This is a genomic window from Alkanindiges illinoisensis DSM 15370 (genome assembly GCF_000619845.1).
Classification (GTDB): Bacteria; Pseudomonadota; Gammaproteobacteria; order Pseudomonadales; family Moraxellaceae; genus Alkanindiges; species Alkanindiges illinoisensis.
In genome coordinates this window covers 81717-97544 of the sequence record NZ_JHUX01000004.1, presented here as the reverse complement: position 1 = coordinate 97544, position 15828 = coordinate 81717, and the positions used below count along the sequence as shown (strand labels likewise).

Here is a 15828-nt window from a genome sequence, read left to right as displayed (position 1 = left end):
GGTTGATATAAATAACTGCCAGATAAAGGCTTAGGCCGTACCATATAGAGAGCCGTCATGTTAAATGGCCATGAAAATGACACCGTGCTACACCAGCCCAATGATGGGCGGATTAAGTTAAATATTGCCCGGCTTAAGGAAAAGCGCAAGCATCTGGGCCTAAGCCAGGAAGCACTGGCGCTGCATAGTTTTGAATTAAAAATCTATTTATCCGTTGCTTCGATTAAACGGGCGGAAGCAGGTAAGGCCGTGCTGTACAGAACCGCCAAGCAGTTTGCCAGGCTGTACGATATTGCCGTGGAAGAGTTAATTCATGAAACCGTGAATGTGCTAGAGGGCATCACTAGACCAGAAGCAATGGCTGCTTCCCTTGCCGCACAGTCCCTACTGGCAAACGATAGCCGAAATATTATTTGTTTGACCATCCAGTTTTCAGCAGGCAGTAGCCCGGAAATTCGCGCCACCTTGCAGCAGCGCTTTACAGCACCCAACCTGTCTTGTCATGTGGTGGAAGACGGGCACACATTACATTTGCTGTTTGGCAGCCAGCAGGCCAGCCAGCATGATTTATTTGACAGCTTGCGTTATGCATGGGCAGTGCGGGGCAGTCTAACTGCGCTGGATCAGCGTAGCCGATTATTGCTGCACAGTGCGCAATGGCATCCTGCCAACAATAGCCTAAGGTTTTGGGGCATAGGCTTTCGGGGCGTAGACTTTCAGGGGCTGACCTTAGCAAGTCTGTATGCTGCCGCTAAACTGCCACAGGCTGAGTCAGGCCCGGAGCTATGGGTTGCCCATGGTTTGCATGCTGAACTGCAACATCATGCCTATTTTGACGATACTGACCTCATTAGTCCTGATGTTGAAAATAAGAATTCACGCTATTTACGCTTGCTGGATTTAACAGATCATTGCCGCCATTGTCCTGTCTTTCAGCACCTGGATATCAGCAGCACCTGTAACCAGTGTCATCAGCGCATTGACCAGCTTAGCCTGTATGGCCGTGAGCGTGAATTGCTGCTCATGCAAATGGCCATGCAGGAAGTTTTGCAGGACCAGTTAACCACAGTGCTGTATATCCGTGGTGTTGCCGGGGTGGGAAAATCACGCCTGATTGAAGAATTTGTTGGCATTGCGCAGCAGCATCAGTTGCGCTGCTATCAGGCCTGGCTGTCAGACAGTCAGCATGAGTTTCAGGAAAGCCTGCTGGCGCAACTAGTATTGAACACGCTGGAAGTGCCATTACTGCATCGCCATCAGGCTGAATGCATCAATGAGTTATTAGCCCCACTGCATTTATCAGAATTACAGCGTATTGCACTGTTGCTATTGATGAAGGTGCCACTGGCCAGCGAAAACCCTTTATACACTGCATTGTCCACACCGGCACGGGAAACCCTCAGGCTGGAAGCAGTGGCTTCGGTGCTGATGCAGCTTAGCCTCAAGCAGCCATTGCTATTGGTGATTGAAGATGTGCACTGGGCCGATCAGCTTGACCTTGCAGCGCTGGGCCAATTGCTTATACAAACCCAGGATGCACCCATTATCTGGCTGCTCAGCTCACGCCATGAACAGGATCCGCTGGAACAATCACTGCGCCAAAGCATTGTTGATTTAAGTTTTACCCTGCTGGATTTATCCCCGCTGCGTCCTGCCGATGCCCTGCAACTGGCTGCCCAGTTTCCGGATGTAGATCCGGTTTATCGTGAACGCTGTATTCAGCATGCCAATGGCAACCCGCTCTTTTTAACCCAGTTGTTGCGGGCCAGACAAATGGATCACCTGCCGGCCACGCTGGCGCACCTGATTCAGGGCAAACTGGATTATGTATCAGCGCTGGATCGGCGGGTGTTACGCTATGCTTCGGTTGCCGGGCGGCAGGTGTCGGTGTCGCAAATTCTGGCAGTGCTAAATATTGAAGCCTACAGCTTTGAGGCACTGGTTAAGCATTACCTGATGCGTGCGCTGGGTGAGGATTATGTGTTTGTACATAACCTGATTGCCATGTCGATTTATGAGGCCATGGATGATGCACAGCGCCTGAACCTGCATCTGGACTGGGCGCAGTATTATCAGCAGCGCGATGCCGCCAGCAGTGCCTTTCATTTTCAAAAGGCCAATGATCCACGCGCTGTGATGCAGTATCTACTGGCCATTCAAGCCTATTATGACCGGCTGGACTATCCGGAAGCGCATCAGCTCATTGAGCAATGTCTCAGCATAGAACCCCTGCATTTTGATGATGAGACACGTTACCGGGTACATTATCTGGCCGCCAGCATTGCCAATAAACTGGGGCAAACCCATCAGGCGCGTCATTATTACGAGCAGGCGATGCACCTGGCGCCAAGCGCGAAGAAAAAACTAACCGCGGCTATTGGCCTGATTCGCACCTTGAATATTCTGGAAGCACGGCAGGCAGAGCTGGCCTTGCTGGAGCAGGTGATGCCGGAGGCACTGGCGCAGCAGGATACTGAAGTGCTGGCGCAGTTATTTAACATCAAGGCGAACCTAAGCTTTTTTTTAGGCAATATCAGCGATTGTAAAACTTTTCATAATCAGGCCATTCATTATGCTGAAATGACCAACTTGCAGGAAATCCGGGTGCGTTCCTATGGCGGACTGGGTGATGCCAGCTATGCACAAGGTCATATGCAAACTGCGCGGGAATATCTGGAACGCAGTATTGTGCTGGCGCGTAAGCATCAGTTATTGGAGATTGAAACGGCCAACCTGTTTATGCTGGCCACTTTGAGGATTTATGCCAATGAAACCCGGGCAGCGCTGCAAGATGCGGTAACTGCTGCCGAGCTAAGCAAACGGGTGGGTAACCGGCGTGCTGAAGTGGTGTCACGATTAACCGCTGGCTGGATATTCATTTCGTTATGCCAGTATGAACAGGCGCAAATCCAGGTTAATCAGGGGCTGGAACTGGCACGGGCAATGGGTGCTTTCCGGTTTGAAGCATTTTTGCTGGAAAGTCTGGCACGGCTGGCTTGGGTTAATGGTCAGCCACAGGATGCCAGAACTTATATTACGCAGGCCTGGCAACTGATTGAACAGCATCAGTGTCATGCCTTTATTGGGCCGTGGATACTGGCAACCAAGGCATTGCTCACTGAAGACAATGCCATGAACAATGCGGTGGTTCAGCAGGATTTACAGATTGCACAGCCCATTCTGGACAAGGGCTGTGTGGGGCATAACTATTACCGGTTTTATGTGGCGGTGGCTGAGTATTACCTGATGCGTAACAATCCGGTTGAAGCCAGAAACTATGCCGGGAAGTTGCGTGACTATACCGCTGACCAGCCTTGTCCATGGAGCCTGCATTTTATTGAATTAATTGAGCTGCATGCGAACTGGCTGGAAGCACCAAATGATTTATTCCAGCAACACGCATGGCGCCGTTGTTTTTCCAATAGCATGCAACTAGGGCTGGCGGGTGTGACCCCGCACTTGCTACAGGTTTACCAGCAACAAACTCAGACCCCATAATTCCAGCTGCTAGTCTGCCTTTAGCCCGCTTTGCGCTGCACACTGGAAGGCATAAGCCATTGGCTCACTTGCTGGGCCTGTAGCAGACATTGTTCATGCAAGCCAGCACCATTGGTCCAGCCGCCACTAAAAAACAGGCGACAGCGCGGCAAACTACCAGCGGCAATTGACGCTGCCTGTTTTGTCTGATAGGCCTGCAAGTCACGCTGGGCCTGCATGCAGTTGGCATCCAGCACATTATGCTTAAACATGGTCCATGCTTTGCCATTCAAATCTTCGGGAATATGCTGCATCTGACTGGTGTAGCCGGATTGCAGGGCAGCATCCTGCATGCGCTGCACAGTGGCCTTGGGCAGCACCTGACGGATTTGTGCCGATAACTGATGCACATAATTCACCCGGTTCAGCATAGATTCTGCGGGAATACGGCTTAAATCTTCCACCAGTGAGACAAAATATTGCGGCAGACCGGCATGGTCATAGGCGGGCACATTGTGGTCATTCTGGTGCAGGTTCACTACGTAGTGAATGTTATAAGCCTGCGAATCACTGGGCTTGCGCATCGGCACATTATAGGTGCGCCAGATATTTTTATTTTGCGGCATGCAGCCTGCATCGGTATGGCACACGGCAAAACTTTTGGTGTAGCGTACTTGTCGCATCAGGGCGGTAAGCTGTTGCCCTTCGCTGTTAAGGTCAGGGGCAAAATTCAGGACCTTGAGTGCATCATCAGCATGGGTGGCCATAATGCACATATCGTGTTCAACCGCGCCCTGCGAGGTTTCAACAATTACTTTATTGGCCGACAAATGCACCATCGACACAGGCGTATTGCGGCGGATAATCACCCGAACCTGTGCAGAAGCCATGTTTTTTTGAATATAGCTGGACAGCATTTCCAGCCATTTTTGTGCGCCCCCATCAAAATAACGGCGGTTGGGCTTTTGCGCGCCACCTTCCTGAATCCTGTAATAATTGAATGGTGCAGCCAGTGGCATCAGACCCGGGCCACGGTCATCGGTAAAATACATGGCCGAGATGCGGGGATAATAAATCCGGTCACGAATATTTCTAATCCGGGTTTTTAGCTCGGGATCATTCCAGTTAATGGTAATGCCAACTTCAGCTGCTGCCAGAGTCAGCATGGCTTGCGGCTGGTTCATGCAATCCTCAAAAAACTGGGCAACCGTATAGCTGGTAGGCAGGTGTTCATCCTTAACCTTATCCAGTCCGGCCTGATGAATCACCTTGATGAGTTGGGCAAACTTGCCGCTATCCACGTAGTTCAGGTTAAAGTCCGGGTCACTCACCCCAAAGGTTAAATCATTGTCATCGGTGAGTTCGACGCTGCCATCAGCAGCCCAGTAGCACTCACTATTTTGCAGCGGTTTTAAGTGCTCCAGATAGCCCACTGCCTTCATTAGCTTTTCGGTTTCCGGGTAGGCACTGAGGTTCATGTCATTGACGCCAAGGTCTGCCCAGCGCTGGTAGCGATGCTGCGACGGGTCTTCAGGATTAACCCGCATGCCCAGATCTACCGTAACGGTTTCTGCATTGCCGCCCAGTGCGTTCTTGGATTCATACAGGGTCAGGATCAGGCATTGCCCGGCACTGTGTACGCGCTGAATCAGGTAATACAGGCTGGACAAGCCAGAAATACCACCGCCAATAACTGCCACATGTTTAAAAATTGCCATGATGTGTTCCTTTTTTAAAGCGATGAAAAGCTAATCAATCCCGCGTTTTGCAGCTTCTCATCCTCAAGTTTTATAAACGGTTTAATGGGCTAAACGGGGTTTAACCGGTTTTGTGCATTGCTTAACGGGTCTGATAAGCGGATACCTGAAGCTTGCTGATCGTGATGGCATCCTGATCACTGTTGCCATCAACCGGACTGATTTCCAGACTAAATGGCTGGTCATGTTGAAAGAATGGGCTGACTTCAAAGTTTTTTTCTTCCATCATGCTATGGGCAGTCATTTCCTCAGGGGAACTTGGCATTGCGTGCGCATGGGCTTGGTGCTCAAGTCCAAAAAAGTTGATCACCCCGATAAAATGGCGCTGGTTGTTTTGAATCAAAAACACCTGATAGTTATTTACCGGATTGCCTTTTATCTGTAGCTCAAGCTCCAGCGTCCATGCCTTGACTGAACTGGACATGAGCCGCTGCTTAAGCTTATGCAGGAACTGCAAGGGTGAATTTTGTGCTGCTGTAGTAATACTAATAATCTGGTGTTGGCTAGTTAAAGGACTGGCTAAAGATTTTTCCAGCACCACTTTTTTGAGCAAAGGACGATTGTTGGCTTGTGATTTGTTCGATGGGTTTTCTGCCTGTTCCAGCACTTGTGGCGGCATGTCGTCGTAGCGGTAATCCGGCATATACACGGCTCGGTAAACTTCCTGCGCAGTGCGATAACGCACCGCTTGTCCGCTAGCATCAAAGAACACAAATGGCCATTGTTGTTGCTGGAGTGTTTGCAGGCTAGGACGGGCATAGGGATTATTTTTATTTTTGGCATCCCACTTGGTCCATAACCGGTCAATGGCGGCATGATGCAACCAGAACACCGGATCAAAACCAGCACTGCTGACATTGGCCATGAGTCCGGACGAATCCTTGCCACTGGTTTGCAAAATCGGGTTATCAACTCCCTGTCCATCGCCACCCAGATAGTCATGCATTTCGCCATGCGGTGACTGGTTGATAGCATTGCTAAATGTAATAAACAGGCTGTTATTGTCCAGTGCAGCAATAGCCTGATTCAGGGTTGCCGCTTCACCTGAATCAATGGTCTGGCCGGCATTCATGCTTGGGCGCCGGGCAGAGGTGTAAAGTGCACTTTGGTGGGCCGGAATCACCATATTGCCGGATAGCACATTTTGCGCAGGAACCAGACTGTTGCGTAATAGCGGTGGCAGGCGCAAGGTTTGAATAGTCTGGTAATCAAAGTAAGGAATAGTAAAGTCGGTTTTGCCTGAGAGCTGGCGTACCACTGCTTCCAGCCGTGCGGTATATAAGCGGTGCCACAGTAAAAAATTTAGGTCACTGGCTTCCCGTTGCGGACTATGGGCTGACGCATGGGGGCAATTGCTCCATGCTGTTTTTAATACGGGTGGCTGATTATTTTTGATCACAAAGTCGGGACAATCGGGATTGGTTTTAAGGTTTTGCGGCACCTGATGAATGGCACCCTGATAATACCAGCTGCGCGGATCGGCACAGCCCATTTGCCTCATTTTCCAGAATGCCATTTCCATGGCTTTTAAATTGGCCTGGCCCTGTACGCTATTTACATTATAACGTACATATTGCGCGGCAAAGGTTGCGTTTGCAGTGCCCAAGGAAAATGCCAGTAGCAGATATTTGAATTGTTGAGTATTCATGTGCCTGAATTCCTTTTTAAACTTGTTTTAAAGATATACCTGATCCGGCTGCTTGCCAGTATCAGTTCAGGATCAGTTCATCTGGTAAAAGACAAAACGACTGTGAACTGTTTATAGAGAAATAAGAAAATGAGAAAAAAATGGCAGATTTATCAATAAAACCATCGCTAATAAGCAGAGCTATACAAGAAGTTTATGCAGATTAATCACTAATGTGACTGGTTTATTGTTTTTAACTATAGGAAAGAATAAATATAAATAATTCAATTGAATAAATTAAAGCAAAGAGATCAGCGCGATTGATCATACCAACGGAGAAGCTGCTATGGTTTTTAGATCTAGGTGAATTACTGATGCAATGTAATACGATGAATGCTTATTTAACATTTAAAGAAAAAAGATTAATAAGTTGAGGGGATAAACACAAATTTGATTTTGCAACTATTTTGCAAAATTTGCAATAGCAGTTTGTTATTATGGCTTAAATCATTGATTTTATTGGTCGGAACGGAAGGATTTGAACCTTCGACCCCTTGCACCCCATAAATGATAATGATGACTTTATACAGTATCATGCAGTTTCATTAAATTACTAAGTGATTGTTTTTAATGTTTTTAACTTAATTGCTTATTTCATGCCGTCCTATAGAATGTCATTAAAACCTATGCAAAAGTGTAGGTGAATGTGTAGGTGAGTTCTGGCCTATCAACCCCTTGCAATATCTGCAACAGGCGACGCAAAGGCATTAAAAAATGGGCAAATTGACTGAATTAAAAATAAAGAAAATTCAGGTAGAAAAGAAAACCACCTTGTCCGATGGTGAGGGCTTGGTGCTTGAAGTGACACCAACAGGCGTAAAACGATTCTACTTTCGTTATAAGATCGACAATAAAACCCGATGGCTACCGCTTGGCTACTATCCTGATATGTCACTGGTTGCGGCACGTGCTGAAGCCAGCCGTTTAAACATGGAAAGGCGAAACGCTGAAACAACACTTGACCCATTAGCCGAACGTGAGCGCCTGAGATTAGAACAGTTACAGCAAGCCGAACTTGCACGCCAGCAAAGTGAACGTGAGCAACAGCTATTGAATAACCGCCTGACCATGCAACAGCTTTATGACCGTTGGTTTAAAGCGGTAATTAGCAAGCACAAAGATGGCGGAAAGTTTGTCGATGATTTATTTAAAAACGATATGTTGCCGATTCTTGGCAAGCTCTACGCTGATGAAGTGACACGCCAGCAAATAGCACAAGTAACCCAAAATGTGGTTGAACGTGGTTCACCAGTCATGGCTGGCCGTTTACTTGGCTATATCCGGCAAATGTACGGCTATGGCATTGGGATAGGCTTACTTGAAAATGACCCAACCAGCCACTTAAAGAAGATTGCCTTTAGTGGCAAGGCCAATATTAAGACACGGCATTTTAAAGACCATGAATTAATCCATTTTTTACAAACGGCTTTACCCAATTGTTCACTGACACCAAAAGCTAAACTTGCTGCTTTGATCTTACTGGCTACAGCAGCGCGAGTAGGTGAGCTACTAAAAGCCCAGCGTAAGCATATCGACCTACAGGCGCGAATGTGGAAAATCCCAAAAGAAAATGCCAAAAACGGCAAGGAACATTTAATTTACTTGTCAGATTTTACGGTGAACTGTTTTAACCAGCTTTTTCAGTTTGTGGATGATGCCGTGTGGTTATTTCCAAACCGTGACCGCTCAAGCCATGTGGATGTTAAAAGTCTCAACAAGCAGTTTACAGACCGCCAAAACACTAACCCTATTAATGGCCGTGCCAGTGATAACACGTCATTGGTAATGGAAGGCGGCCACTGGACAGCGCATGATCTACGCCGTACTGCTTCAAATGTAATGGCCAGCCAGCGCGTGAGTAACGAGATCAGGCGCAAGTGCTTAAACCATACTGATGATGACATGTTAAACCTGACCTATAACCAGTGGGACGCAGCCATAGAGCAAAAACGCGCGTTTGAACTGCTAGGCGCACGGCTGGCCTATTTGTCAGACCCTAATGCCATGCAAGGCGAGATTATTCCATTTAATAAATTAGGTTAATCAACAACTAGATCACATGCTATATTTATCTTGTTAGGTATAGGCAGGCCAGCCGACAAGTAAGTATTCCCTAAACGCTTATTTACCTAACAATCTGTTTTTAAGTATCAAGTTTTATAAGGTTTAGGAGTTAGCATTAGGGTGCTTTATGAAAATAATTGATAATAAATATATATTTGTTTGGGACGCTGTAGAGATTTTATTAGATGCCATGTCCGATAATGAATCATATCTAGGAGTTTATTTAACTACCCAAAAATTTCATAAAATTCCTTTATATTACAAAAATCGATTAAATGAGGTTGTTCCTGCTGACGAAATTACTGTTGATATGGGTGTTAAAGCCTTCAACTACCTTGAGCTTGCGAGCATAGGAGGGAATATTAGAGACAGAATTAGGTATTTAAAAGCTAATTTGATACCTATTTATCCCATCATTCAAATTAATAAACTGTTTTGGACAAAGGAAAATTTTTTTAATCACCCAATTATCAAAGCTTTAGATTTACCAGAAGGCAAGGATGAGTTAAAAAATAATAGTAATTTACCTTATAAGGACACATCCACAGGCATAAACACGCATGTGGATGTTAAAAAGTATTTGAACCTTTCAGAGACCTTACTATTATTAAATAAAGAAACTGAATTAAAGCTAAATGCTACAGACCTTATTTCCTTAATTTTAAAGGGCAATTTACTTCCATGTTTTTTATATAAAGGTGCTTTAGCTTGGCAAAATCGTTTTGGTAATGGAAAAGGGGATTTGTGTTTCAGTGGATATATAACTCCTTATTTGAGGGAGATTTTCCAACCATTCCTTTTTGGTGATGAGCTTAATGAAGCTTCATCAATAAATATTACACATGCTTTCGTCCATACTATTTTTGAACTCTCAATATCTCGTGAGGACTTTGACGAGAACAATTTTCTGTCAAAATCTTTTGCTTTATTTGATAACTATGACCAGACTTATAATATTGGGTATGAAGAAAATAAGAAAATATTTCCCGAAGAAAATTATTTTAGATATATAACCAGCCATACACATGGTCTTCCTTTCAAAGCTATAGATATGGTTTTTCCAGTAGAAGATGTTCTGAATTTATTAAACCCCAAAGTCCTTTTAAAAGAAAAATCAGACACAATAGGTAGCCCTACCATAAGCAAGCCAGATGATGCACACAACCAGCGCCAATCAGAACAATTGCAGGCTGAAAATCACGCATTAAAGCAGCGTATAGCAGAGCTGGAGAGCCAGTTGGCAAGTAAAACATCTAGTGAATCTGAGGTGACAAATACAAAGGAGCGCTTTAGTAAAGAACGCAGCTACACTTTGAAAGCTCTACGGATGATGGCTGAGCTTGATCTGGATGAGCCTTTTAAGGCTGCTGGTGCATTACGTTCTTATGCTGCTGGTTTACCAATGCCTGAAAAAGATGAAACCATTGTTTCACATCTATATCCTGAGCGAAAAAGAAAAAAGAAAGGCTAATTCCAAATAAGAAAAGCTAATTCCAAATTGGAATGAAACTTTTTAACTTGGAACAATAATTAAAATCAATCCTGCATGATGCCCTTAACGCGGTTCATACCGTATAACACAAGGGCATAGCTCACCATGCAACACAATACACTCCCTACAGGCGCAAACGTCCGTTTTGTGCGCCTACCTGAAATTCTAAGCCGTTATCCTGTCAGCCGTTCAAGCTGGTGGCGCGGTGTAAAGTCAGGCAAATATCCCAAGCCTTATAAATTATCGGCCAACGTCACTGCATGGCTGCAAAGTGATATTGATTCATTTTTGCAGTCCCTTGCTACGACAGATGCGGGGGCAGACCATGAATAATTTTTTAATTCAGGTTTTACAGTCCATTTGTCTAGGCATGTTGTGCTTTGCCTTTTTAACGACTTGTAGCGCACAGCAAGCGCGCTATTCAACTGTCATGCCTGCATTACAGGGGGTTAGCCCATGAGCCAGTTTCACGAGTTTTTAGTGGTTGAGTATCGGCCAGTGCTGGAACATGAAAGCTATGCTGATGCGGTTATGAATGATGAGCCTGTTGTATTTGTCGATATGACCCCATGCGCTGCAATTAATGAGGCTAAACAAATTACCCGACTACTGGCAAATGGGAGTAATGCCTTTGTCATCCATCTAGGCACACTGCAAAAGATTCTAGACGGCATCACTAGGAATGATGCCAACACACAGGGGGCAGGCCATGAATGAGCGAGTAGATAATTTTGGGCACAAAGAAACGGCTGCATATAAGCAGCCGAATCAGTGGCCTTTGCGTGGTGACAGCCACACACAGGCCGCTCAAGATTTACCAGTGCAAGCAGGCCTTGAACGACGTCAATGTAGCACGATAACTCAGGCAGTCAAGCCTAATTCATCGTTATCGCGTGAAGCCCAAGAACAGCGTGTTCTTGAAATGCTGCAAAGCTCAGGCTCAGGCTTGAACCGTTTTGAAGCTGATGCCCTGCTTAATGTCTGTCATCTAGCCGCACGCATTAAAGGCCTAAAGGACAAAGGACACTGCTTTACTACTGTGTATGGTGAAGCCTTTGACCTTAATGGCAGGCCACACCCTAGAGTAGCGCGATACTTTTGGCGTGGTTTTAATACTGGCGCGGCAAATGATGCCCTAATGAATGAGTAAAATCATGGGCAGTAGGAAGGTAGCAGCGTAGTTTTATGCTGCTACCTGCTACACCCTATGGGGGCATAATGAGCAAGCTAAGCAGTAAGCACAGCAAACGGCGGGTTAATGGTATTTTTTACCCTTTGCCTGCGTGCCTTGTGAACAGTGAGAGTTTCCGCACCCTGTCGCCAATGGCAAACAAGGTATTTATGCTGATCTTGTCACAGGTTCGCTTTAAGGGCGGTACTACAGTGAATAATGGTGATTTGAGTGCAACCTTTACCCAGGCTCAGGCATGGGGCATTAATTCAAAGTCTACGCTCAAAAAAGCCATTGATGAGCTATTGGCACGCGGCTTGATTGAACAAACACGGACTGTCAATTTTTGCGAAACCGACAAGAATAGGCCTAATCTTTACGCTATTACCTTATGGGCAGTGGATGGGTGTGACGGTAAAGTAAAAGCAACTCAAGCCCCATCTGCAAAATGGTTGCACTGGCGGCCAGCAGTCGCCTGATAGCACACTGTAAAAATAGATCATGCGTCCATTTTTTTTATCCGATGCGTTCAATAACTGGACGCATTGTTTATATAGTGACCAAAACAGGCAGTATTGCGTTCAATGATTGAACTCAATACGCTATTTTTAAACAGTCATTGCGTCCAATATCTGTACACCTTCTTAGAATCTACCATAGGTATAGGGGTTATTGAGGGGGGGCATATTCAATGTATAGCGGCTTGTTTATCCTAGACCACTGGCCAACCCATGTATAAAAAAAATCCCTTTTGCAAAAGTTAACAGCCGTTTGATCTAGCTTGTCTTAAAGCTGAGGGTAGAGGGTTAAACAATAGGTTTTATCAGGTTCTACGATGTCTAAAAATTCAACTGCCCCGCACGTACACCCTGCAATTTACTAAGGGCGTGAATTTTCGGAGCAGTACGCGCGCGTAAAGGCGTCCGAAAATAGCCGTGTGATTCCCGCTATCCCGTCCTTTTTATGGACTCCCAAAACTCAAAAACCCGCCTTTCATGGGGTAGTCTTTTAAAAAGCCGTTTTATCGGGTTTTGAACCTGAACATTGCCTTTTTTGTGAACTCAAAAAATAGCGGTTTTGGTGCGAACTTGGGTGCGAACCTAGAGCCAGACCGTTAAAACCTGAACAGGGCTTTACCTGTTTAAACACGTTTTGATATCCGAAAAACCTTGCCGCATGGCGTGAATAGCTGAAAATAACAACAAAGCAAAACAGGCTATAATCAGATCAGCTTTCAATTGCTAGGGGCAGGCCAGCCATGAGCCGCATAAGCGCGATACAGCAACGCTTTATTGACGAGTACCTTATATCCAGCAATGGTACGCAAGCCGCCATCAGTGCAGGCTATAGCGCAAGAACAGCCCAGCAGCAGGCCAGCCGACTATTAAGGCAGCCCCAGATCAAAAGCAGCATTGAGGCAAGGCAGCAACAGGCCAGCCAGGAAATACAAATAACGCTACATGACATACTGACAGAATTAGAAACCACGAGAGTACAGGCATTGGCGAATGGCCAGTGTAACGCAGCAATTAGCGCAACGATGAGTAAAGCCAAACTGTTAGGACTAGAGACCCCACAAGCCAGACGCAAAGAACAAAACAATGCTGAGTTTGACAGGCTGTTTAAAGTTGAGCTGGTTTAAGTAAAATTTGAATATAGCAATTAATTAAAGAAATTTTATTAATAGCAGTTAAGCCTTATCAAAAGTGTAGGTGAATGTGTAGGTGAATGATTAAAATTTAACCGTTTTGCTTTTTCTGTTTTTCTTATTTTTGATCTAACTTATTGATTATATTGGTCGGAACGGAAGGATTTGAACCTTCGACCCCTTGCACCCCATGCAAGTGCGCTACCAGGCTGCGCTACGCCCCGAACAGTCAGCTAGTGTAGCGATTTTTATGATTTTGTCCAGCCTATAGTCGTATTGCTGCATTAAATTTGAACAAATGGCAAAAGTTTGAAATACAAGATTTAATCTGCCACAAAACAGTGGGTCGCTGTATCAATACGTTCCTGCATATAAGTTAATGCGCGTTCGATATCAGCAATTGTTTTGGCATTATTGCCACTTAAGCTCTGCCGCCATTTACGTGCACCGGGAATATTCTGAAATAAGCCCAGAATGTGACGGGTCAGCATGCTTAATGAAGCACCCTGTTGAAGCCGCTGTTCCATATAAGGCAAAAATTGCTGCATGATGGCAAAACGGTCAGGTGGTGTTTGTTGCCATAGTTGCATGCACTGCGCCAGCAGATAAGGATCATGATAAGCCGCCCGGCCGATCATCACGCCATCAACCGGCGCCAAATGTGCGGTTGTGGCTTCCAGCGTTTGAATGCCGCCGTTGATTTCAATGGTTAAATTTGGACGTTCCTGCTTGAGCCGATACACGTCATCATAGCGCAATGGCGGAATTTCCCGATTTTCCTTTGGCGATAAACCATTAAGCAGGGCAATGCGTGCGTGCACAATAAAGTGGGTGCAGCCGGTTTGTGCCACGGTATCGACAAAATGCAGCATTTCTTCATAGGATTGCCTGTCATCAATCCCGATCCGGTGCTTTACGGTCACAGGAATCTCAACGGCCTGTTGCATCGCGGCAATACAGTCCGCAACCAGTTCTGGCTCAGCCATCAGGCAGGCCCCAATTTTATTGTTCTGCACCCTGTCACTGGGGCAGCCCACATTGAGGTTCACTTCTGCATAGCCCCAGTCTTCGGCAATTTTACTACAAGTGGCTAGGTCCTGAGGGTTAGAACCGCCCAGTTGTAAAACTAGGGGTTGTTCGGCGGCATTAAAATCCAGATGACGTGCCTTGTCGCCATATAAAATAGCGCCGGTAGTCACCATTTCACTATAGAGCCAGACATGCGGATTAAACAGCCGTGCAAAATAGCGGTAATCTTTTGTGGTCCAATCCATCATCGGCGCGACAGAAATACGCTGATGCGGCTGAACAAGACTTGTGGAAATTGGTGCAGTAGAGGCGGTCATTGGCGCAAAAGGACAATTGAAGAGCGCCTTATTTTACAGGATTCTGTCCTAAAAAGCTGTAACTGGTCGCATGCCGCTTCTGTGCTAGGTCAGGTTTTCCATGGAAGGCGCAGTGGGCGCAGGTACGGGTTTTTTAGGCATCCCTGTTTTTTTAGGCATTAGTGTAATCATTAAAACGCCAGTGATATTTAATGCACAGCCAATCCACTGGATCAGGTTTAAATGTTCACCCAGAAATGCCACAGCCAGCAACAGGGTTAAAATTGGCCCGCCTGCACTAATCAGTGCTGCTTGAGCTGAACCAATCCGGGCAATACCTTGCATTAATAATGTAGCAGGTAACACGGTTGAAAAAAAACCCAATGCCATGCCATACCAGATCACGCCGTTAGGCAGTTGCAACAGGTGCTGCGCAGGCTGTGGTGTTACCAGTAAATAATGACCAATTGCTGCAATACAGGCCACACTCATGGCAAGTCCGGTAAAGCGCCAACTGCCAAAGCGCTTGATTAAGGTGGGTGTCATCACCAGATAGCTGGCGTAGGCAATGGCTCCGGCAAATACCAGTGAACTGCCCAGCAAAATATTGTTGGCATGCAGCGCCTGCCAGCCTTCACCAAAAACCACCACCAGCGTGCCGCCATAACTCAGCAAAATAGCCAGCCACGTGTGCCCGTTAATTTTTTGACGGTAAATTGCAGCACTGGCCAGCACCGTCAGCGTTGGGTATAAAAATAAAATAATCCGTTCCAGTGAGGCGCTCACATACATCAGCCCCATAAAATCCAGAATACTCGCCAGGTAGTAGCCAATAAAACCAGCAAACAGCAACAAGCTCCAGTCACGCCATGTGGTTGATTTTATGGGTGCTTTGGATAATACGGCAATCGCCAGAAAAAATGGCAGCGCGCTCATCATGCGCAAGGCAAGCACGGTCACTGCATCGGCATCAGGTGATAACTGATAAGTGTATTTAATTAAAATGGCTTTAATGGCAAATAATACCGCTGATAAAAGCACGCAAATAGAACCAAACAGGGCAGTTGAACCGGAAGCAGAGGAGTTAAGGCGGGACATGTTAAATGCAGCGCGGCAGGACAGGGCAATAGTGTGTTTTTGAAATAGGCAGTTGTCAAGATTAGCCAAATCTATCAACTGGACATGTAAAAATGTCAAAATTGAAGAA

General features: G+C 45.9%; 13 protein-coding genes and 1 tRNA gene. 9 read left to right on the top strand and 5 right to left on the bottom strand.

Annotation, left to right across the window (positions count from 1 at the left end; translation table 11 throughout):
* The first annotated feature begins 57 nt into the window (after positions 1-57).
* Positions 58-3498, top strand: coding sequence for an AAA family ATPase (locus tag Q337_RS0109265; protein ID WP_026471360.1), 3441 nt, complete (start codon positions 58-60; stop codon positions 3496-3498).
* A gap of 20 nt (positions 3499-3518) precedes the next feature.
* Here Q337_RS0109265 and Q337_RS17315 read toward each other — a convergent pair whose 3' ends face one another.
* Both Q337_RS17315 and Q337_RS0109255 read right to left on the bottom strand, forming a co-directional pair.
* Positions 3519-5195 (bottom strand): FAD-dependent oxidoreductase, encoded by a 1677-nt coding sequence (locus Q337_RS17315; protein WP_051526753.1) that lies wholly within the window; start codon positions 5193-5195, stop codon positions 3519-3521.
* Between the two features lie 121 nt (positions 5196-5316).
* Entirely contained in the window at positions 5317-6882 is a 1566-nt protein-coding gene (locus Q337_RS0109255) for a tyrosinase family protein (RefSeq protein WP_026471359.1), read from the bottom strand.
* A gap of 753 nt (positions 6883-7635) precedes the next feature.
* Between Q337_RS0109255 and Q337_RS0109245 the strand changes: the two genes are divergently transcribed.
* From Q337_RS0109245 to Q337_RS18380, 8 genes are all read left to right on the top strand, one after another.
* Positions 7636-8964, top strand: a complete 1329-nt coding sequence (locus tag Q337_RS0109245; RefSeq protein ID WP_026471358.1) for a tyrosine-type recombinase/integrase — start codon at positions 7636-7638, stop codon at positions 8962-8964.
* Positions 8965-9112: 148 nt separating this feature from the next.
* Positions 9113-10456 carry a hypothetical protein gene (locus Q337_RS0109240; RefSeq protein ID WP_026471357.1) on the top strand — a complete coding sequence of 448 codons (1344 nt, stop codon included), beginning with the start codon at positions 9113-9115 and terminating at the stop codon, positions 10454-10456.
* Between the two features lie 126 nt (positions 10457-10582).
* Complete coding sequence (locus Q337_RS0109235; protein WP_026471356.1) at positions 10583-10810, top strand: helix-turn-helix transcriptional regulator; 228 nt, start codon at positions 10583-10585, stop codon at positions 10808-10810.
* Positions 10803-10937 (top strand): hypothetical protein, encoded by a 135-nt coding sequence (locus Q337_RS19305; RefSeq protein WP_265596968.1) that lies wholly within the window; start codon positions 10803-10805, stop codon positions 10935-10937. The genes Q337_RS0109235 and Q337_RS19305 overlap by 8 nt, the downstream gene beginning before the upstream one ends.
* Positions 10934-11194, top strand: a complete 261-nt coding sequence (locus Q337_RS0109225) for a hypothetical protein (RefSeq protein ID WP_026471355.1) — start codon at positions 10934-10936, stop codon at positions 11192-11194. The genes Q337_RS19305 and Q337_RS0109225 overlap by 4 nt, the downstream gene beginning before the upstream one ends.
* Positions 11187-11627 (top strand): helix-turn-helix domain-containing protein, encoded by a 441-nt coding sequence (locus tag Q337_RS0109220; protein WP_026471354.1) that lies wholly within the window; start codon positions 11187-11189, stop codon positions 11625-11627. Before Q337_RS0109225 ends, Q337_RS0109220 begins: the two co-directional genes overlap by 8 nt.
* 68 nt (positions 11628-11695) lie before the next feature.
* Positions 11696-12127, top strand: coding sequence for a replication initiation protein (locus Q337_RS17310; RefSeq protein ID WP_051526752.1), 432 nt, complete (start codon positions 11696-11698; stop codon positions 12125-12127).
* 779 nt (positions 12128-12906) lie between these two features.
* Complete coding sequence (locus tag Q337_RS18380; protein WP_051526751.1) at positions 12907-13290, top strand: terminase small subunit; 384 nt, start codon at positions 12907-12909, stop codon at positions 13288-13290.
* Between the two features lie 153 nt (positions 13291-13443).
* On the opposite strand, the gene Q337_RS0109205 is transcribed toward Q337_RS18380, so the two are convergent.
* From Q337_RS0109205 to Q337_RS17295, 3 genes are all read right to left on the bottom strand, one after another.
* Positions 13444-13520, bottom strand: a tRNA-Pro gene (locus tag Q337_RS0109205).
* 99 nt (positions 13521-13619) lie between these two features.
* The gene (gene dusA, locus Q337_RS17300) at positions 13620-14642 is read right to left on the bottom strand and encodes a tRNA dihydrouridine(20/20a) synthase DusA (RefSeq protein ID WP_051526750.1); all 1023 of its coding nucleotides are present in this window, start codon (positions 14640-14642) and stop codon (positions 13620-13622) included.
* 84 nt (positions 14643-14726) lie between these two features.
* Complete coding sequence (locus tag Q337_RS17295; RefSeq protein ID WP_084494787.1) at positions 14727-15719, bottom strand: DMT family transporter; 993 nt, start codon at positions 15717-15719, stop codon at positions 14727-14729.
* Positions 15720-15828 lie beyond the last annotated feature (109 nt).